The 20,651-nt window shown below is 60.4% G+C and carries 15 protein-coding genes; 5 read left to right on the top strand and 10 right to left on the bottom strand.

All coding sequences use genetic code 11. The annotated features are described in order from the left end of the window. The first annotated feature begins 44 nt into the window (after positions 1–44). Positions 45–962 (top strand): iron-siderophore ABC transporter substrate-binding protein, encoded by a 918-nt coding sequence (locus tag I6L41_RS02735; protein WP_021231222.1) that lies wholly within the window; start codon positions 45–47, stop codon positions 960–962. A gap of 118 nt (positions 963–1,080) precedes the next feature. Here the strand turns inward: I6L41_RS02735 and I6L41_RS02740 are convergent, their stop codons facing one another. The 4 genes from I6L41_RS02740 to I6L41_RS02755 all read right to left on the bottom strand — a co-directional run bounded on the left by I6L41_RS02740 (position 1,081) and on the right by I6L41_RS02755 (position 7,001). Continuing rightward, a complete protein-coding gene (locus I6L41_RS02740) occupies positions 1,081–1,434 on the bottom strand; it encodes a copper-binding protein (RefSeq protein ID WP_204383633.1) in 354 nt (117 codons plus the stop codon). Between the two features lie 44 nt (positions 1,435–1,478). Next, positions 1,479–4,607, bottom strand: coding sequence for an efflux RND transporter permease subunit (locus I6L41_RS02745; protein ID WP_216961844.1), 3,129 nt, complete (start codon positions 4,605–4,607; stop codon positions 1,479–1,481). Positions 4,608–4,680: 73 nt separating this feature from the next. Beyond that, positions 4,681–6,204 carry an efflux RND transporter periplasmic adaptor subunit gene (locus I6L41_RS02750; RefSeq protein ID WP_216961847.1) on the bottom strand — a complete coding sequence of 508 codons (1,524 nt, stop codon included), beginning with the start codon at positions 6,202–6,204 and terminating at the stop codon, positions 4,681–4,683. 296 nt (positions 6,205–6,500) lie between these two features. Continuing rightward, positions 6,501–7,001, bottom strand: coding sequence for a hypothetical protein (locus I6L41_RS02755; protein WP_088869352.1), 501 nt, complete (start codon positions 6,999–7,001; stop codon positions 6,501–6,503). A 394-nt stretch (positions 7,002–7,395) separates the two neighbouring features. On the opposite strand from I6L41_RS02755, the gene I6L41_RS02760 reads away from it, so the two are divergent. The 3 genes from I6L41_RS02760 (at position 7,396) to I6L41_RS02770 (ending at position 10,252) form a co-directional block, all read left to right on the top strand. Then, on the top strand, positions 7,396–8,580 hold the full coding sequence (locus tag I6L41_RS02760; protein WP_216961851.1) for an OmpP1/FadL family transporter: 1,185 nt from the start codon (positions 7,396–7,398) through the stop codon (positions 8,578–8,580). Positions 8,581–8,864: 284 nt separating this feature from the next. Continuing rightward, positions 8,865–9,170: a hypothetical protein gene (locus I6L41_RS02765; protein WP_021231217.1), complete on the top strand. Its 306-nt coding sequence runs from the start codon at positions 8,865–8,867 to the stop codon at positions 9,168–9,170. Beyond that, on the top strand, positions 9,167–10,252 hold the full coding sequence (locus I6L41_RS02770) for an HlyD family secretion protein (RefSeq protein WP_216961854.1): 1,086 nt from the start codon (positions 9,167–9,169) through the stop codon (positions 10,250–10,252). Before I6L41_RS02765 ends, I6L41_RS02770 begins: the two co-directional genes overlap by 4 nt. A gap of 60 nt (positions 10,253–10,312) precedes the next feature. Here I6L41_RS02770 and I6L41_RS02775 read toward each other — a convergent pair whose 3' ends face one another. From I6L41_RS02775 to I6L41_RS02800, 6 genes are all read right to left on the bottom strand, one after another. Beyond that, positions 10,313–13,417, bottom strand: a complete 3,105-nt coding sequence (locus I6L41_RS02775) for an efflux RND transporter permease subunit (RefSeq protein WP_216961856.1) — start codon at positions 13,415–13,417, stop codon at positions 10,313–10,315. Positions 13,418–13,426: 9 nt separating this feature from the next. Further along, entirely contained in the window at positions 13,427–14,626 is a 1,200-nt protein-coding gene (locus I6L41_RS02780) for an efflux RND transporter periplasmic adaptor subunit (protein WP_216963804.1), read from the bottom strand. A gap of 396 nt (positions 14,627–15,022) precedes the next feature. Then, entirely contained in the window at positions 15,023–15,829 is an 807-nt protein-coding gene (xthA, locus tag I6L41_RS02785; RefSeq protein WP_005337776.1) for an exodeoxyribonuclease III, read from the bottom strand. Between the two features lie 114 nt (positions 15,830–15,943). Further along, positions 15,944–16,906, bottom strand: a complete 963-nt coding sequence (locus I6L41_RS02790) for an ion channel (protein WP_069555464.1) — start codon at positions 16,904–16,906, stop codon at positions 15,944–15,946. Positions 16,907–16,972: 66 nt separating this feature from the next. Next, positions 16,973–18,619 (bottom strand): tetratricopeptide repeat-containing response regulator, encoded by a 1,647-nt coding sequence (locus I6L41_RS02795; protein WP_005361691.1) that lies wholly within the window; start codon positions 18,617–18,619, stop codon positions 16,973–16,975. A 159-nt stretch (positions 18,620–18,778) separates the two neighbouring features. After that, positions 18,779–19,825: an FAD:protein FMN transferase gene (locus I6L41_RS02800; RefSeq protein ID WP_202003486.1), complete on the bottom strand. Its 1,047-nt coding sequence runs from the start codon at positions 19,823–19,825 to the stop codon at positions 18,779–18,781. Between the two features lie 335 nt (positions 19,826–20,160). Here I6L41_RS02800 and azu point away from each other — a divergent pair, with 335 nt between their 5' ends. Then, positions 20,161–20,601 (top strand): azurin, encoded by a 441-nt coding sequence (gene azu / locus I6L41_RS02805; RefSeq protein WP_005337768.1) that lies wholly within the window; start codon positions 20,161–20,163, stop codon positions 20,599–20,601. Positions 20,602–20,651 lie beyond the last annotated feature (50 nt).

Raw genomic sequence — 20,651 nt, forward strand, 5'->3', positions numbered from 1 at the left:
ACGCGGCCGATTATCCGGGCCGTGCAACGAGAAGGAGTGAGATGATGAAGCGTTTTGCCGCCCTGGCAGCAGCCATCCTGATGCTGGCCGCGCCGCTGGTTCAGGCGCAGGAGATGCGTGAAGTGACTGATGCGTTTGGCCAGAAGGTGCAGGTGCCAGTTCAGCCAACGCGGGTGGTGGTGCTGAGCGAGCTCGAACTCGACAGCACCCTGACTCTGGGGCTTACCCCCATCGGCGCCGTCAATGGCCGTGGTCAACCCACCTTGCCCCGCTACTTGCTGAACAAGGCGGGCATGGGGATCCAGGTGATCGGCGATCTCGACAGCCCCAATCTGGAGTCGCTGATTGCGCTGGAGCCCGACCTTATCCTGACCGGCCAGACCCGTCCCGAGCTGCTGACCTTGCTGGGGGAGATCGCGCCGACCGTGGTGACCAGCAAGTGGGGTGAGCCGTGGCAGGATAGCTTCCGCCGCACCGCCCACACCCTCAACCGCGACCAGCAAGGGGATACTTTCTTGCTGCAGTATGCCGAGCGGCTGACTCAGGCCCGCAGCAAGCTTGCCAAGCATCAGGGGGAGAGCATCAGCATAGTGCGCTGGAACCCCAAGGGGCCGAGCTTTATGTATCAGGGCACCTTTGCCAGCAGCGTAGTGGAGTCGATGGGGCTGGTACGCCCAAGCAAGCAGCAGGGTACTGGCGCCCCCCACTCACCGGCGCTGAGTCTGGAGTCCCTCAATCTGCTGGATGCTGACTGGCTGGTGGTCGGTACCCTGAGCGCCACCGGTGATGCGGTGGATGCCATGCGTCAGGCGGAGCAGACCCCGGCGTTCCAGCAGCTGCCGGTGATCAAGGCCAAGCGCTTTGGCGCCGTGGACGGATCGCTCTGGACCTCCAGCGGTGGCCCGCAGGCGGCCCTCAAGGTGATCGAGGATGTGGAGCAGTTGCTGGCAACCCGCAGCTGAGTGCCATGCGCACCAGAGGTTGACCACATGAACAGGTTGATCAAAAGAAGAGGGAGGCTGATGCCTCCCTCTTGCGTTGTCACTGTCTATCGTGACCTCTTCGGCGAGCCAGAGCCGTTTATTGCGGTTGGATGGCTGTCACTGTGAGCTTGCCGCTCTGGCTTTCGGCATGAAAGTGGATGGCATCCCCCACCTTGAGCCCCTTGAGTTGGGCCGGATCTACCACTCGAAAGACCATGGTCATGGGGGGCATCTTGAGGTTCTCGATCGCCTCGTGCTTGATGCCGACCTTGCCGCTCCCCTCATCGAGGCGGGTAATGACCCCCTTGGTCATCACCATTGCGCCCTGTTCGCTCATCTCACCTGTCTGGCTCATCTCGTGCCCTTCATGGTGCATCATCTCTTCGGCTTGCAGGTTGGTCTGGGTGGCAAGGCCAAGCAGCAATGTCAGGGTCAGCGTTTTGTAGTTCATGATGGTTTCCTTATCGTTCAGTCAATATGGATCGTGAAATCGGGTTATTCGGATTGCGGGTTCGCGCTCTTGCCAAGGCTGCGACTACGCCACAGGTAATAGGCCGCTGGCAGCACCAAGAGGGTCAGCACCAGCGCGCTCACCATGCCGCCGATCATGGGGGCGGCGATGCGCTGCATCACCTCGGAGCCGGTGCCATGGCTCCACATGATGGGCAAGAGGCCGGCGATGATGGTGACCACCGTCATCATCTTGGGACGCAGGCGCAGGGCGGCGCCGTGGATCACCGCCCGGTGCAGACCCGCCTTGTCCGGCTTGCCACTGGCCACCAGGTCATCCCAGGCGTGGTTGAGGTAGATCAGCATCAAGACGCCGGTTTCCACCGCCACCCCCGCCAGAGCGATAAAGCCCACCCCGACCGCCACCGAGAGGTTGAAGTCGAGCAGCCAGAGGGTCCAGATCCCCCCCACCACCGCCAGCGGCAAGGTGGTGAGAATGAGCAGCACCTCCTGGAAGCGGCGAAACGCCAGATAGAGCAGCAGCACGATAATGGCTACCGTGAGCGGCACCACGTAGGCGAGGCGCGCCTTGGCCCGCTCCATGTACTCGTATTGGCCAGACCAGGTGAGGGCGTAGCCCGCCGGCAGCACCAGCTGCTTGCCCACCTTTGCCTTGGCCTCAGCTACAAAAGAGCCGATATCGCGGCTGCGAATATCGACGTAGACCCAGCCGTTGAGGCGCGCATTTTCACTGCGCAGCATCGGGGCCTCGTCGCTGATATAGACCCGGGCCACATCCGCCAGCGCGATACGCGCACCGCTCGGAGTCACCACCGGCAGCAGCTCGAGGCTGGCCACTGAATCGCGATAGCTCTGGGGGTAGCGCAGGTTGATAGGGTAGCGTTCACGTCCCTCGATGGTCTGGCCCACCTCCATGCCGCCCACCGCGGTGGCGAGCACCGCCTGCACGTCGGCGATGTTGAGGCCGTAGCGGGCCGCTTTCAGCCGGTCGATGTCCACCTTGACGTAGCGGCCACCGGCGACCCGCTCGGCGTAGACCGATGAGGCGCCCTCCACCTTGCCGACGATCTGTTCCAGCTGCTGGCCGAGCTGCTGGATCACCTTGAGATCGGGCCCCGCAATCTTGATGCCGACCGGGGTCTTGATGCCGGTGGCCAGCATGTCGATGCGGGTCTTGATGGGGGGCACCCAGGCGTTGGTGAGGCCGGGGAAGCGGATGAGGGAGTCGAGCTCTTCTTTGAGCTTCTCCGGGGTCATGCCGGGGCGCCACTGATCGCGGGGTTTGAGCTGGATGCTGGTCTCCATCATCACCAGATCCGCAGGGTCGGTGGCTGATTCGGCGCGGCCCGCCTTGCCGAACACGTTCTGCACCTCGGGCACGGTACGAATGAGCTTGTCGGTCTGCTGCAAAATCTCCCGCGCCTTGCCCACCGAGATATTGGCTGCGGTGGTGGGCATATACATGATGTCCCCCTCGTCCAGCGGCGGAATGAACTCGGAGCCCAGGTACTTGAGCGGCCAGAAGCCCGCCACCGTCACCACGGCGGCGATGGCCAGGGTGGTTTTCGGACGAGCCAAGACGGCTTTGAGCAGTGGCACATAGCCCAGGCTCAGCCAGCGGTTGAGCGGGTTGGCCTGCTCCGCCAGCACCTTGCCACGGATAAAGTAGCCCATGATCACCGGCACGAGCGTGATGGCGAGCCCGGCCGCCGCCGCCATGGCATAGGTCTTGGTGTAGGCGAGCGGGTGGAACATCCGCCCCTCCTGCGCCTCCAGCGCGAACACCGGCAGGAAGCTGATGGTGATGATGAGCAGGGAGAAGAAGATGGCGGGCCCCACCTCTATGCTTGCCTCGGTGATGATGCGCCAGCGGTTCTTATCGGTGAGCGCCTCCCGCTCCATGTGTTTGTGGACGTTCTCGATCATCACGATGGCGCCATCCACCATGGCGCCGATGGCGATGGCGATGCCCCCCAACGACATGATGTTGGCGTTGATCCCCTGCAGGTGCATCACGATAAAGGCGGTCAGGATGGCGATGGGCAAGGAGATGACCACCACCAGCGACGAGCGCAGGTGGAACAGGAAGGCGAGGCAGACCAGCACCACCACCGCGAACTCCTCTACCAGCTTGCCGGAGAGGTTGTCGATGGCGCGCTGGATAAGGTCGGAGCGATCGTAGACGGTGACGATCTCTACTCCTTCCGGCAGGCTGCTTTTGAGCTGGGCGAGCCGCGCCTTGACCCCGTCGATGGTGTGCTGGGCATTCTCGCCATAGCGCATGACGATAATGCCGCCCACCACTTCCCCTTCGCCATTGAGCTCGGCCAGGCCGCGCCGGCTCTGGGGCCCGGTGACCACATCAGCCACATCGCCCAGCAGCAGCGGGGCGCCGCGCACATTGGTACCGAGCGGGATCTGCTTCAGATCCTCCACGCTTTTCAGATAGCCGTTGGATCGCACCATGTACTCCGCTTCTGCCATCTCGATGACGGAGGCGCCGGTCTCCTGATTGCCCTGCTTGATGGCTGTCTCGATAAGGGAGAGCGGGATGCCGTAGGCGCGCAGCTTGTCCGGATCGACCCGCACCTGATACTGGCGCACCATGCCGCCGACGGTGGCGACCTCGGAGACCCCGTCCACCGTCTGCAACTCGTACTTGAGGAACCAGTTCTGCAGCGAGGTGAGCTGGCTGAGGTCATGCTTGCCGGTTCTGTCCACCAGTGCGTACTGATAGACCCAGCCCACCCCGGTGGCATCTGGGCCGAGCTGGGGTCGAGCGGAGGCGGGCAGGTTGGGGGCGACCTGACTCAAATACTCCAGCACCCGGGCACGGGCCCAGTAGAGGTCGGTGTTGTCGTCAAACAGCACATAGACGAAGGAGTCGCCGAAGAAGGAGTAGCCGCGCACCGTGGTGGCCCCCGGCACCGCCAGCATGGCGGTGGTGAGCGGGTAGGTCACCTGATCCTCCACCACTTGAGGCGCCTGGCCCGGATAGGAGGTCTTGATGATCACCTGCACGTCGGAGAGATCCGGCAGGGCGTCCACCGGGGTCTGTTTGACCGACCAGAGCCCCCAGGCGGTGAGCATGAGGGTCAATAGCAGCACCAGAAAGCGGTTGCCGATGGACCAGCGAATAATCGACGGGATCATGATTGAACTCCTTTCTCACCAAGTACAGAGAGCGGAGAGCGGTTGCCTGCTAGGCAGCGAATGATGGCAGGGATCATGATTTCTTCTCCACCTCGGGCATCGCCATCTGATGTTGGCTATGGTCCATCCCTTCCATCTCATCTTTTGCCTGCTCCGGAGCGTGGCCGCTGGCCGGGGCCTTCTCCTGATGGATGTTGGTGATGCGGTACTCATCCCCCTCCTGCATTACCTGCAGGTGCAGGGTCTGCCCCTCGACCAGCTTGCTGATATCGACCCCGTCGGCGACGGTGAACTCCATCTCCATGGCGGGCCACTGCCACTCGGGGATGGGCTGGTGGGAGACCATCAGGGTACGTTTGGCCAGATCGATGCTTTCAACCTCGCCCTGAGTCCACACCTGGGCAGGGCGCACCGCCGTCATGCGCTGGAAGTCCGAATCGATGGCCGACTCGGAGTCGAGCAGGAACTGGGCAGAGCTGACGATGTTATCCCCCGCCTCTACCCCAGCCTTGATGGCCACCTTGTCGCCAAACTGGGGGCCCAGAGTGACGGCCACCGACTTGAAGCTGCCATCCCCCAGCGCCAGCACCAGCCGGTCCTGACTGCCGGTGCGGATCACCGCTTCGCTCGGCACCACCAATTGCGGCTCTCCCTTGCCCGCCTGAATGGTCACCTTGGCGAACATATTGGGTTTCAAAAACTCGTCCGGGTTGGCGAAGCGCAGCCGTACCTTGAGGGTACGGGTGGTGGCATCCAGAGTCGGGTAGAGGTAATCCACCTTACCTTGCCAACTGCGGCCGGGGGCATAGTCGAGGGTCATGGTGACCGGATCCCCCACCTTCAGCTGGGCGGCCTGGCGCTCGAACACCTCTGCACTCACCCACACCTGCTTGAGGGTGCTGATGTTAAAGAGGGCCGCGGCAGGCTCCACATACTGGCCTTCTCGCACCTTCAGCTCGGAGACATAACCGCTGCTGGGGGCATAGAAACGCACCGTCTCCTGCACCTGACGGGTGCGCTTGAGGGCCGCTATCTGATCTGCCGGTACCTGCAGGGACTTGAGCTTGCCTTCGGCGGCGCGCAGCAGCAGCGGGTTGGCAGTGTTGAGGGCCAGCAGGTATTCGTGCTGGGCGTTGACCAGATCCGGGGCGTAGAGCTCGTAAATAAGGCTCCCCTTGCTCACCTGCTGCCCTTCGCTCTTGATGGCGAGGGTGCGGATCCAGCCCGCCATGCGGGCGTTGACTGCCTCCAGCCGATCCTCGTCATACCCGACATAGCCCACCGTCTCGATCTGCTGGTGGATAGGCAGCTTCTCCACCTTGGCGAGCCGCACCCCCAGGTTCTGCTGGATCTCGGGGCTGATGGTGACGGTGCCCGGTGAGCCGCCCTGTTTTTCCTCATAGACGGGGATAAAGTCCATCCCCATGTTGTCCTTGGCCGGGCCGTCGCGCTTGTCGCGGGGATCCATGGGGTTGACCCAGTAAAGGGGCGTCTTCTCTTTGGCGCTGGCGCGATCGGAGGTCTGTTTGGCGGCCCAGTAGCCGCCACCAGCGCCAAGGGCAAGTAGCAGGGCCGACATCAGGATGGTCTTGTTCATGACTGGCCTCCGGCGCGGATCTGCATGCAGAAAGTGCAGGAGGATAAGGCGTCCGCGCAGGCAGCAACCTTGGACGGTGAAAAGTGGGCTGGTGACATAATACGTCTTCTCTTTTGCAGGCCGCCGGTCGGGTGAGGTGCAAGGCATCACCAAAGGGGCTGGCGGCAAACGGGGCGCAACTGTATCAGTGCGCACGGCTCCCTGTGAGCGGACCGGTTTGGCCGGGGCACAGGGTCAGGCAAGGCGGCAGAGAACGGGCAAGTTGAAGCTTGCCTGTGCCGCAAGAGAAGGACTTTCTAGTGGCGTAACACCGACAGCATCAGATGTCGGCGCGGCCAGGAGGGAGGGTGAGTACCGCGCGATCGCAGGAAGGGATCCCGCAACCAGTTATCAAGCAGTGACGCTGCGACGTTGTTGCCAAGTAGCAAGGGAAAGAGCAGCAGAGCGACCAGTACACCCAGCAGAGTCATCGCGCCGAAGGAGGGGGCATTGATGCCTGTCTGCATCTGGCACTCATCGCCCATGGCTGACCCCTCGTCTCCCTGATGGCAGGAGAGAGGCATGACATCGCCCGGGTGATCCATAGCAGGCATTGCATGAGAGATATCGCCATCCGCCATCGCCATGGATGAATCGAACATCACCATCGACTGGGCGCTGCTTGGGGTCGGCTCGGAGGAGAGGGGAGAACCATGCCAGCTGATGCAGAGAGTCAGATTGCAGACGAGCAGCAGCGCCAGCAATAGCCGGGCCAGAGCAACAGAGGGCAATCTTGCAGCAAGCTGGGTGAGTGACAATCCGGGCATCCTTCGGGAGCAGATGGCGGGACTGTAAACCTTGCCACGAGGTGAAGGTCAATGGCGCCGGTGATGTAATAGAGGTGCTGTGTTGGGGGGGGGATATTTAAGCAATGCTTAACCATTGCGTATGCCAAACCCTAATGAAGCATGCCCCTCATCCCGTTAGGATGCCCCCTGTCAGTTACCACGATGGCGTGATGGTTCACTCTTTTGCTCCGGCATAAATGATTGCGGCAGGAGTGCTTGCCGACCTTATCCATCCCGTGACGCCATGAGCGAGCAGTATAAAGCCGCAGGTCTCCCGGATGCTGACAATCAAAGAGTCAAACCGTGTTTTTGAGCAGCACACCTTGCCGGGTGCTCACAATGTTCACTATTCAGGAGTATTGAAATGCAGCCACGACTGCTGTCGCTGATGCTTGCCGCTTTGCTGAGTCCATCAGCCATGGCTGGCGGCCTTGCCCTCTACGAGACCAGCACTGCCAACAGTGCGCTGGCCAACGCAGGGTCTGCCGCCCGTGCCCAAGGGGCAGATACTATCGCAAGCAACCCGGCCGGTATGACCAAACTGGAAGGTACCCAGTTGCAGGTCAATGGCGGTGTGGTATACGGCGATCTTGAGCTGGAACTGGACAACGGCGGTAACAACGGTGGAAATGCCCTGCAGACCGCGCCGCTCGGCAGTCTCTATCTGACTCATGCCATCGACGATCAAGGGGTCGCAGGTATCGGCGTCTTTGGCAGTCACGGTCTGGGTATCGATTATGGCGATGGCTGGGATGGTCGTGGTTATACCCAGTCGGCCAAGCTGACCGGCATCGCCTTCGCTCCGAGTCTGGCGTACCGCATTGACTCAAATTGGTCAGTGGGAGCCAGCCTGATCGCCATGAATGGTTCGCTGGAAGCCTCTGTGGATCTGACGTCCGGGATGGGGGAAGGGCGGGAATTCTCCAACAGCGACTGGGCGTATGGCGCCTCCTTCGGGGTACTTTACGAGCTGGATCAGCACTCCCGTATCGGCCTGAGCTACTTCTCCGAACTGAAGTGGGAGCTGGAAGATCAGCTCTTCCCACGTGCTGATGTGGCAGGTCTAGGGGTCGAGATCATGATTCCGCAGACCATTACGCTAAGTGGCTATCACCAGCTCAACGACCAGTGGGCCTTGCTGGCCAGTGCCAACTGGCAGCAGTGGTCCCGTTTTGGCGATATCGATGTGGCATCTGCCATGGGCAGCCAAACCATTGATATGAATTACAAGGATACATGGCATGCCAGCCTGGGGGCACAGGTTGATGTCACCCCTGCACTGCGTTTGAGCAGCGGAATAGGCTATGACAGTAGTGCCGTGAGTGATGAGTACCGTACTGTGATGCTTCCAGTAGGTTCTGGTTGGCGCTGGGGTCTGGGGGCCAGTTATCAGTTGAGCCCAGCCACCAAGGTGGAAGCCAGCTATACCCTGGCTTGGCTGGGTGATATGCCAGTGGATCAGGACGGGATCGGTCGCCCGCACTTGTCCGGCAGCTACAACAACAGCTACCTGAACTTCTTCAACATCGGTGTGCAACACCAGTTCTGAGTTGTGAGCCTTGCAAGCCTTCACTGGTTGGGGGCTTCTTCATCCTGCCCGTCGCGCCGATCCGGCGCGTTATTAGCTGGGTGGCTCGTGAGGCCCACTTGTTTGCTCATCCGTTACTCAAGGAACAACATCAAATGTCATCACAATCAACCTCTGCGTTAGCGCGGTGGCTTTGGCGCCTGACGTTTATATTGGTCACGGTTGCTCTGGTTCTCTTTTTCTCGAAAGGTGCCCACATCGATCCAATTGAGGCGACCAAGTTCAACCATGCTTTGCCAGCCATCATGGTACTGCTTGATTCCGAGATCTTTATGGGGGTGATTACTGTGATCACTCTCTATGTGGTCCTCTATCTGGTCTATCTGCTGTGGCAACTGCATGAGATCGCTGTGCATCGTGCCAAGGTGTCTGAGTCGGTGCATATCACCCTGGTGTTTGCGCTCTCCTTGTGCGGACTGTTTATCGACAAGACCTGGTGGGTGCTTGCCGTTATCATCGCCTTTGCCCGTTGGGATGTGCTGAGCGAGCGGATGAGCCTTATTATCGGCCATGGTATTCGACGTGGCCGTCATGAGGGGGAGGCATCATGAAAGAGATCCTGCTGCCCTATATCCTGATCGTCTGGTTGCTGGTCAAGCTGAACATATTGCCTTGGAACCTAAAAACGGGTTTTTGGAGTACCGCAATTGGCGCGTTATTGGCGCTTGGGTTGTTGACTACCTCTCGCCATTTGGCTCCGGTGGATTTTACCGATTCGGCGACGGTCAAGGCGCCTCATGCGGTGTTGGGACCATTACTAGGCATCAACCAGTTTCATCAGATAGATCAGATTTATGTTGCGCATAATCAGCGCGTTGCGCGTGGTCAGCCCATTTATAGTCTTGCGGACTGGGAGAGTAACGGTAAGTCTCAGGCGTTGAGCTATCAGATTGACGCCCAGCATGCCCAGGTGGCGTCAGAGGTAAGCCAGCAGCGAGCGATCCAGTCACGACTGAACCTCAATCACAAGGAATTGGCTCGGCTGACCCAGTTGGGTAACTTTGCCAGTATTCAGAGCCGTGACCAGCTGCAGACCCAAATTGATGGCGATCTGGCGCAACTGAGTGCCAGTGAAGCGAAGGTTCAGGCGATTGAAGCTCAGGTGTTGAATCTAGAGACAGAGCTGGCCTTGCAGGAGCGACGGAATGAAGAGAAGGTGATCAGGGCTCCGTTTGATGGCCTGGTCTCGATAGTCAATATTGCCAGCGGTTCCCGTACCGGCAACATGCACCTATACGACACTTCTCGCAAGTTTCTGGAGTTTCGCATTCCGGATCAGAGTTTTCGCAACATAGCACCAGGCCAGTTTGCCGAGTTTTATGTAGATGCCTATCCCGGGCGCATCTTTCGGGCACGGGTGCACTCAGTACTTACTGGTACGGGGGAGGCCCAGATGAGTGTTGCGCAGGGGGATCAAGATGTACGGCAGCATGTGGGCAACAACATGTCGAACCATGGCCGGACAGTGGTACTCGACATGCTGGTGCCGGACGGTGTGGACCTGCCAATTGGGGCAACCGGCTCAGCCTGGATTTCGGCACATAAACCCCATCCGCTGCTTGGCTTTATCGACATCATCGGTGCGGCTACCGTGCGTCTCAAGGCGATGAAGGCCTATCTGTTTGCGATGTAACGGAGTGACATAAAAAAGCCCCTCCGTGAGGGAGGGGCTTGGTGAGCTTTACCGGAATAGTCAGGCCTTTTTTTCCGATCCTCTCATGATGAGGCGGAAGAAAAGCGGGATAAAGAAGATAGCGATAAAGGTGGCCGCCAGCATGCCGCCGATGACCGGCCAGCCGAGGGCGTGACGGCTTGCCGCACCGGCCCCGCTGGAGGTGACCAACGGCACACAGCCGAGGATGAAGGCGAGCGAGGTCATCACGATGGGACGGAAACGCAGGCGCGCCGCCTCCAGTGCCGACTCGATGAGGCTCATCCCCTCTTCGTGCTTCATCACCGCAAACTCCACGATCAGGATGGCGTTCTTGGCGGCAAGGCCGACTAGGGTCACCAGCCCGATCTGGAAGTAGACGTTGTTAGTCAGCCCCACCAGCCAGGTGGCGAGCAGGGCACCGAACAGGGCGAACGGTACGGCGGTGATCACCGCAAACGGCAGGCTCCAGCGTTCATACTGGGCGGCCAGAATGAGGAAGATCATCACGATACCGAAACCAAAGGCCATGCCTGCGCTGCCTGCGGCCGCTTTCTCCTGATAGGCGGAGCCGGTCCACTCCAGTTTGGCGTCGTTGCCAAGAGCCTCATTGGCGACCTCTTCCAGCGCGGCGATGGCCTGACCCGAGCTGTAGCCTGGGGCGGGCTGGGCCATGATCTTGGCGGCCTGGAAGATGTTGAAGCGTTCGACCAGTTCGGGGCCGGTGGCATCACGCACCGTCACCAGACTGCTGAGCGGGATCATCTCCCCCTTGTCGGAGCGGACATAGACGTTGCGGATGTCGCTCTTCTTGGCGCGGTAGTCGGCCTCGGACTGCAACTGCACCCGGTAGGTACGGCCGAACTGGTTGAAGTCGTTGACATAGACCTGGCCGAAGGTGGCCTGCATGGTGTCGAACACCGCGTTGATCGGCAGCCCCAGCGCCTTGGCTTTTTCGCGATCCAGGTCCAGATAGACCTGCGGCACGTTGGCGCGATAGGTGCTGGTGACGCTGGCAAACTCAGGGCGCGCCTTGGCCGCTTCGAGGAAGCGTTGTACTTCGCCGGAGAAGGCCTGGGCGTTGCCGGTGCCACGGTTTTGCAGATAGGCCTCAAGGCCACCTGTGGTGGACATCCCCTGAATGGGAGGCGGGTTGAAGGAGGCGACAAAGCCATCCGCCAGCCCCATCAGGCTCAAGCCCTGGAAGGTCTTGGCCAGCGAGAAGGAGTCCTGTCCGGCCCCCTGACGCTCGCTCCAGTCCTTCAGGGTAATGAAGGTCATGCCGCTGTTGCTGATGATGGCATTGGAGAGAATGTCAAAGCCCGAGAAGGTGATCACATCCTTCACATGGGGGTTGGCCATGGCGATCTTGTCGAACTGATCTGCCACCGCCTGGGTCCGGCTCATCGCGGCCGCATCCGGCAGCATGACGGCGGAGATGAGGTAGCCCTGATCTTCGTTCGGTACCAGTTCGCCCGGCACTTTCAGGAAGAGGCCGTAGATGGAGAGGATCAGCACGCCGATGATGGCAAAGGCGACCCCCACCCGACGGTTCAGGAAGGCCACACCGCGTACATAGCCGCGGGTCAGCTGGTCAAATTTATCGTTGAACCAGACGAAGAAGCGGGCCGGTTTGTGGTGTCCCTCTTTCAGCAATACGGCGCACAAGGCCGGAGAGAGAGTCAGTGCCACCAGACCTGAGATGGCGACCGAGACCGCGACCGTGATGGCGAACTGCTTGTACATCACCCCTGTCATGCCGCCCATAAAGGCGACCGGCAGGAACACGGCGCAGAGCACCAGCACGATGGCGACCACCGGACCGGAGACCTCCTGCATGGCGAGGATGGCAGCCTCCTTGGCGGAGCACTTCTTCTCGCTCATGATCCGCTCGACGTTTTCGAGCACCACGATGGCGTCATCCACCACGATACCGATGGCAAGCACCATGCCGAACAGGGTCAGCAGGTTGATGGAGAAACCGAGCACCAGCATGCCGGCGAAGGTCCCGATGAGCGACACCGGCACCGCGATACAGGGGATCAGGGTGGCGCGGAAGTTTTGCAGGAACAGGTAGACCACCACGAACACCAGCACGATCGCCTCGAACAGGGTGTGTACCACCTCTTCGATGGAGATCTTCACGAACTCGGTGGTGTCATAGGGGATCTGGTACTCGATATCCTGCGGGAAGCGCTCCTTGAGTCGCTCCATGGTGGCATGTACCGCATCGGCAACCGCGACGGCGTTGGCGCCCGGTTGCAGATAGGTGGCAATACCGATGGCCGGTTTGCCGTTGGCGCGGGCGACCAGATCATAATCCTTGCCCCCCAGCTCGACCCGGGCGACATCGCGGACCCGGATCTTGGAACCATCGGGCATGGAGCGGACGATGATGTTCTGGAACTCCTTCACATCCTCAAGGCGCCCCTTGGTCTGCACCGTGTAGGTGAAGTCGATGGGGGCCGTGGTGGGTTGGGCACCGATCTTGCCTGCCGCGAACTGGGTATTCTGCTCGCGAATGGCGCCGATCACGTCGCTCGGGGTGAGCTCGAGCTGGGCCAGTCGATCCGGTCGCAGCCAGATACGCATGGCGTAGTCAGTACCGCCAAACAAGGTGGTATCACCGATGCCGGGAATCCGCTTGAGCTCGTCGATGATGTTGAGCAGGGCGTAATTCGACAGATAGGTGGTATCAAACGAGCCGTTCGGCGACTGGAGGGTGACCACCTGCAGGATGGAGGTCGATTTCTTCTTGACCGTCACCCCCTGCTTTTTCACCTCTTCCGGCAGCTGGGCCATGGCGGCCGAGACCCGGTTGTTGACGTTGATGGTGGCCTGATCCGGGTCGGTGCCGATCTCGAAGTAGACGTTGAGGTTCATCTGGCCGTTGGAGGCCGACCCCGATTGCATGTAGATCATCCGCTCGACGCCGTTGATCTGCTGCTCCAGCGGCGCAGCCACGGTCTGGGAGATCACCTCCGGGGTTGCGCCCGGATAAAACGCCGTGACCGAGACCACAGGCGGGGTGATCTGGGGATATTGCTCGATGGGGAGCGCCCGCATCGCCGCCAACCCGCCCAGCACGATAATGATCGAAATCACGCTGGCGAAGATGGGGCGTTCTATGAAGAACTTGGAAAACATACGGGCTCCTTACTTGGCCGCAGACTGGCTGACCACCTTGCCGGTGATCGCCTTCATCTCGTCGGCAGAGACAGGTTTTACCAGGTTGCCGGGGCGAGCCTTCATCAAGCCTTCGACGATATAGCGCTCACCAGCCTGCAGGCCGCTCTCGATCAGCACGCCGGAGTCGACTGCCGCGCCCAGGGTCACCGGACGGGGCACCACCTTGTTGTCGGCATCGACCACCATCACCATGCGGTCAGCCTGGGACTGGACGATGGCGCGCGGCGGCACCACGATGGCGTTTTTGCGCAGGCCCAGATCGATGGTCATGCGGACAAACTGGCCGGGCAGTAGTACGCCGTCCTTGTTGTCGAAGATGGCACGGGCACGGATGGTGCCGGTCTGGGGATCGACCCGGTTGTCGGAGAAGTTGAGCTTGCCCGCCTCCGGGTAGAGGGAGCCATCGGCCAGACGGATATGGGTGCGCCAGGTGGTGGCATCCTTCGCCTCAATCACCCCTTTCTTTACCGAGTTTTCGAAGTTGAGGCGATCCTGCTCCGAGTAGGAGAAGTTGACGTAGAGCGGATCAAACTGGGTGATGGTAGTGAGCAGGCCGTTGTCGCCGCTGGTGGAGATAAGGCTCCCCTCGGACTGGGAGCTCTTGCTCGCCATGCCGTTGATGGGGGCGGTCACCTGGGTGTAGCTGAGGTTGAGCTCCGCCTCTTTCACCTTGGCCTGAGCGGCCTGATGGCTGGCGATGGCCGCTTCGTAGTTGGCGATGGTGTCGTCATAGTCCTTGCGACTGACCACCTGACGCTTGAAGAGGGGAATGATGCGATCCCGATCGGCACGGGCCTTGTTGAGACGGGCCTGCTCCTGAGCCAAAGTCCCTTTGGCCTGCTCCAGTGCCACCTTGTAGGGCTCCGGGTCAATCAGAAACAGCTCCTGACCGGCGGTAACCGGCTGGCCTTCCACATAAGTGCGCTTGAGCAGGATGCCACTGACCCGAGAGCGCACATCGATCTCGCGAAAACCGGCGGTCTCTCCCACCATCTCGGTGGTGAGCGGCACATCGGTCAGCTTGACCTCGGCGACCACCACAGGGACGGCGGGCATGGTCTGGGCCGTTTGGGTCGTCTCGCCGCCACAGGCGCTCAGACCACTGATCAGCGCCAGGGTCAGCAAGCTGCGTTTGTAAACCTCTCTTCCGGCATTGGGCACCTTCATCATCACACTCCTGTTGGATCGATTTCGGCTGCTGCGTTCAGCATGTTTCTCCATATACATCATTAACTTCATGATTAAAAAAACAACTTCTTTATGATTGGAATGGGAGATGATAGGGCGGCAACCTTGAACACAACCTTCTCAAAGTGACAATTAGGGTTGCCGATTGACGAAAAAAGTCTGACTTTTCCGATTTGGGCGGGGGCTTCGGGGATGTTCATCCCGGGCCCGGGCTCTTCGTAACCGTATCACGCCAGCCACTCCTTGCTGCAAAAAATAAGGTGCCATAAGGCACCTTGTCTGGATGGGTTTTTTACGCCCTTTTATCGCAGGCAACCGCGAGCCGCTTCACAGTTTACGAATTCGTCGCGGCTCATCGGTTAATCTTGCGCCGCATCAGGCGAAGCAGGCCCAGATGGGGGCGTGGTCGGAGGGTTTCTCGATGCCGCGCAGCTCGTAGTCGATACCGGTCTCGGTCACCTTGTCCTTGAGGGCGTCGGAGGCCATGATGAGGTCGATGCGCAGGCCGCGGTTCTCGTCAAAGCCCTTGGAGCGGTAGTCAAACCAGGAGAAACGCTCGCACTCGGTGGGATTGGCGGCGCGGAAGGTGTCGGTCAGGCCGAACCCTTTCAGTCGCTCCATCCATTCGCGCTCGATGGGCAGGAAGGAGCATTTGCCATCCCGCAGCCAGCGCTTGCGGTTTGCCTCGCCGATGCCGATGTCGAGATCGGTGGGGGAGATATTCATATCCCCGATCAGCACCAGCTGGTCGTCCGGGGTGTGGTTGGTCTCGAGGTAGTGCTGCAGATCCTCGTAAAACTTCTGCTTGGCCGGGAACTTGGTCTCGTGATCCTGGCTTTCACCCTGCGGGAAGTAGCCGTTCATCACCTTGATGAGAGAGCCGTCTTCGCGCTCGAAGGTGGCCATGATCATCCGGCGCTGGGCCTCTTCGTCATCGGTGGGGAAGCCTTTCTCCACCTTGACCGGCTTCTGCTTGCTCATGATGGCGACCCCGTAGTGGGCCTTCTGGCCATGAAACTCCACGTGATAGCCCATGGCCTCCACATCGGCCAGCGGGAAGGCTTCATCGTGCACCTTGATCTCCTGCAGGCCGATCACATCGGGCTGGTGCTTGTCGATGATGGCTTGCAGTTGGTGCAAACGGGCGCGCAGGCCGTTGATATTGAAAGAGATGATCTTCATGTCCGGGATGCTCATGTCATTTTTATAAGTGGCTATTGGACTAGGAATCGGCGGTGGATGCAAGTTTGGCCGCGGGCCTGCGCCAGTGGTCGGCCCGCTTGGCAGGGAGAAGCGTCAGCGGGTCATTTTCTTGACAAACACCACCACAAACAGCGCCAGCGTAAAGCTGCCGGTAAAGGCTTCAAAGGCGGCAAAGATCCTGGAGAGGCCGACCGGAGTGAAGTCGCCGTACCCCAATGTGGTGAAGGTGACCACGCTGTAGTAGAGGCATTCGAGCAGGAAGATGGCATTTTGCTCGAGCGGGGCACCGGGTTGGTAGATGAGGTGCTCGCCCTGAAAATGCAGTCCGCAGAAGAAGTAAAAAATGCTGCAGATAAAGATGAGCAGCAACGAGAAGAGCACCACCCGCATCGGGGCCTCGCCATAGCCGCAGAAGAGATCGACCACCCAGGAGGTGAAGCGCTGGGTCGACCAGAACGGCAGTTGCAGGCGGCGCATGGTGAGCTCCTGCTGGATATAGTTGCCGGACATGGTGAAGATCCCCTGTGCCTCGGAGGCTTTGCGCAGATCCCGGTAGGTCTCTTCCGCCTCCTTGAACCAGATGCGCGCCTGTTTGGGATCCCGTTCGCGGCGCCCCTTGCGATCCTGCATCACCCGTTTGCCGGTCTGCATGTTGTCGAGCCGGGTGTTGTGCCAGCGGATGCCGAGCAGGTTGACGTCATCGAGGGTAGCGCACTGGAGGTTGGCATCACTGAGATCGGCTTTCATCAGGCTGCCGCCCTTCATGCGCAGGCCGTAGAGGTGACCACCGCGCAGGTTGGCGCGATAGAGGTTGCACTGCTCCAGCAAAAATCCCTGATCGGACTCCTTGTTGACCAGATTGAGGCCCGCCAGATTGGCCCGTGACAGCTGCAGGCCGTGGCAGAGTCCGCCAGCGCGAACGTACTGTTCAAGCGCCTCGGCGCTGCGGGCTTCCTGATGGGTATGGTGGGGATCATGCCAGTGGCAGAGATCGTGCTCGCCAGCCTCTTCACTGCAGTGGCGGCCATCGGCCACCAGATAACGACACATCGCCATCTTCGTTTCCCTCGCATTGCCGAACTGGTTTCAGCATAGGCGGGGAAAAGGGGACGCGGCGGGGTCTTAGCTGAACTGGTTGAACTCCTGACGCAGCTTGCGAAAACGCTCCTGCTGGGCCGGGTTGAGGGGGATGCCGTCGAGCACGTCCAGGGTGTCTTTGCACTCGGCACCAAATTCCGGACTCTTGCGGTTTTTCTGCATCAGTTGCAGCAGCACCTGGATCTTGTTGAGAGCCGCACCGGTATTGGCGGGGGCGCGGCGCAGGGCCTCGCGAAAATGGCCGAGGGCCTGCTCCAGCTCGCCGCTCTGATAGGCCTTGATCCCCAGATCGTTGAGCTGCTGGTAGCGCTGACGCCGCTCCAGCACCGTCTTATCATCGCGGGTTGCCTGAATGCAGGTGGTGAGCAGCCGATCTTCGTCCTCCGCCAGCAGCCCTTGCAGGCTTTCGGCATATTCAAACTCGCCGAGCTGGTAGAGGGCGAGGATGGTCTCACCAAGCAGGGCGGGGGGCATGGTGGCCGGTTCATCGAGCCAGTTCTGATTGGCGCGATAGAGCATCTTCTTGCCCTTGAGCAGCTCCCCCAGCGCAATCTGCACCCGGGCCTGACAGATCTGCTCGAATACCGGGTAGTTGAACTCCGACATCATCAGCGAATCGCGGATGCGCGACAGGGCAGAATTGACCTGCTTTTGCAGGTTGGCGATGTGGTAGCTGTCGTTGCTGTTGAGGGCGTAGAGAGTCAGGGTCTGGATATAGGCCCCCAGATAATGGGGCGTGCGGTGAATGGAGTTGCGCGACAGGTCGATCAGCGACATCAGCACATCCTTGGCCTGGGCGTAGTCGTGGCGCTGCAGGCACACCTCCGCCAGCCGACGGGAGAGTTGCACCGACTGGGGGGAGATATCCACCGCCCGTCTGAGCTCCTGCTGCGCCTGCTCGTCATTGCCAAGGGCCAGCAGGGATTCCGCCAGCCAGAGGTGAGCCTCCACCATCAGCGGGGTATTCTTGAGGGTCGCCTGCAGATGGCTGACCGCCTCTTCGTGGAGCCCTAGGGTGTTGCACGCCTTGCCCAGTGTCAGGCGGGCCCAGCTGTTCTCCTGCCCGGCCAGTAGCTGGCGCATCAGGGCGCGTGCCTCCTGCGCCTGACCCAGCTTGAGGTGGGTATCGGCCTGCAGGCAGCGGCAGTAGTTGGCAAAACGGGGCACCGCATCGGCCCGCTCGGCACAGGCGGTAATGAGGGCTGCCAGATTGTCATCAGCCAGCGCGGTAAAGACGCTGGCCAGGGCGTTGCGCCGGGCGAGGGCACGCTTCAAGCGAAACGAGAACTGCTCCTGAGAGAAGGGCTTCATCAGGTATTCGTCGGGCTCGGCTTCCAGTGCGCTCAGTACCATGGCGCGGGAGCTGTCGCCACTCACCATGATCACCACGCTTTGGGGCGGGATCAGGTCTTTGTCGCGCAGGCTCTCGAGCAACTGGCGGCCATTCTCGCCAACCCCGAGATCGTAATCGATGAGATAGATGTCGAAACTGCCCTTCTGGCAGCGGCGCCGCGCATCCTCGGCGGTATTGGAGTAGGTAATGTTGCTGATACCCAGATTGAGCAGCATCGCCTTCATCATCACCTGAAACGAGCGCTGCTCATTGACCATCAGAATGCGTTGTGGCTTGGCTGGGCTCTTTTTCTCTGGCTCTTGTTCAGGTGTCTGCATCTGTCTGGGTCGAGGTGCTGCGGGCTGATGGGAGAAAGTGTGCCACCAAAGCGCCCGAAGAGGCAATTGGCCAAGTTGTCGATTGCGAACCATCTCCGTTTGTCCGCCTTTTGTCCGCGATGAGTGAAAGAAAAAGGCCCTGTTGCCAGGGCCTTGAACTCACCGTTTTTTCTCTGCCAGATAGTGAGCAAATTGCGGCGTGTATTCGGCCTTGAACCCCTGTTCGGTCTTGATGATGAGATAGACCGCCAGCTGGTGCTGCTTGGCAAATGCCAACCCCGCTTCAGGCCCCATCACCATCAGCGCGGTATCGAGAGCATCGGCCTCCAGCGCGGTCGGGGTGATGACGCTGGCGGAGACCAGCTTGTGGGTGACCGGCTGGCCGGTGGCGGGATCGATGATATGGGAGTAACGTTGGCCATCCAGCTCGTAGTAGTTGCGATAGCTGCCCGCAGTGCTGAGCGCCATGCCGTTGGGGATGACGATATCGGAAAACGCTCCCGGCTGATCGGAGGGTTCGACGATGGCTACTTTCCATGGCGAGCCCTTGCTGTTGTTGCCCTTGCTGCGCACCGCACCGGCCACTTCGATCAGGTAGTTGTGTACCCCCTTCCCCTCGAGCAGGGTGGCGATTTCATCCGATGCCGCCCCTTCGCCGAGAGTGGAGAGGTCGAGATAGAGATCCGGGATCGTTTTTTCGAGCAGGAAGTGATCCCCCTGCGGGGTCAGGGTCAGCTTGTCGATGCCCACCTTGTGGCGGGCGGCGGCGATGGCCGCCTCATCGGGTCGCTTGACCGGCCGTTTGTCCGGGCCAAAGCCCCACAGATTGACCAGTGGCCCCACGGTCACATCCAGCTTGCCGTCGGTCAGCTTACCGGCATCAATCCCCTGCTGGACTATGATGGCCATGGCTGGCGGGATGGCAAACGGGGTATTGGCGGGCCCCTGATTGAAACGGGAGATGAGCGAGCCCGGATCGTAGGTGGAGATCTCCTTGTTCATCCGGGCCAGCAGGCTCTCTACGTCGCTTTTGAGGGCGGGCTCCCCACCGGGGTAGCTATCGCTCAGGGTCACCACATAGTAGGTGCCCATGGTCTTGCCCTGAATACGGGTCTGGGCAGGCGGGGTGGGCTGGCAGCCGGCCAGCGCCAGCAGCAGGGTCAGCAGCAGGCCGCGCAGGGCCGCCACGGGGGTTATCGCAATCATCCGGCGCTCTCATCTGGAGAAGGTTCATATCGAGGCGCTAGCTTAGCCAAGGGGCGCCCGCCGGGCGAGCCCTGATAGGGCCAATCGGAGGGGAAAGGGCAGAAAAAATTAAACAGTTTTGAACCTGTGACAGCCGAGCGCCGTATCGTCCATCCGTGAGGGAGAGAGTGGCGAGTAGAGCACCGTCTGGTGACCTGGCCCGCAGCTTTGGCCAAAAGCCATAGCCGATTGAAGACAATTGAGTAAAATGAAGGTCGATTTAGACGGCATCTTTGCGAAGCGTTCACCGCATCCGCCAAGTCGTTGCCATCCATTGCCAATCAAAGGAGAAGATGATGAAAAAGGCGATTACCCTGCTGTTTCTGAGTACCCTGGCTGCCCCCGTGCTGGCGGATGAGTGTGCACTGGTCATCGAAGGCAATGATGCCATGCAGTACAACCTCAAAGAGATGAGCGTGCCGGCCACCTGCAAGGAGGTGACGGTCACCCTGAACCATACCGGCAAGCTGCCCGTGACCGCCATGGGTCACAACTGGGTGCTGGCCAGCACCGCCGACTATCAGACCGTGGCAACTGCCGGGATGAGCGCCGGGGCCGAGAACGGCTATCTGCCCAAGGATGATCCCCGTGTGCTGGCTCACACCAAGCTGATCGGCGGCGGCGAGAGCAGCAGCGTCACTTTCAAGACCGACGGTCTGGCGGGCAAGGATCTCACCTTCTTCTGCTCCTTCCCCGGCCACTTCGCCATGATGAAGGGCTCCTTCAAGGTCAACTAAGGTGCTGACCGGCACGAGCCGGTTGCCTCAATAGCAAAAGCCGGGATTTC

Origin of the sequence: Aeromonas sp. FDAARGOS 1411, from assembly GCF_019047125.1 — a bacterium.
GTDB lineage: Bacteria > Pseudomonadota > Gammaproteobacteria > Enterobacterales > Aeromonadaceae > Aeromonas > Aeromonas veronii.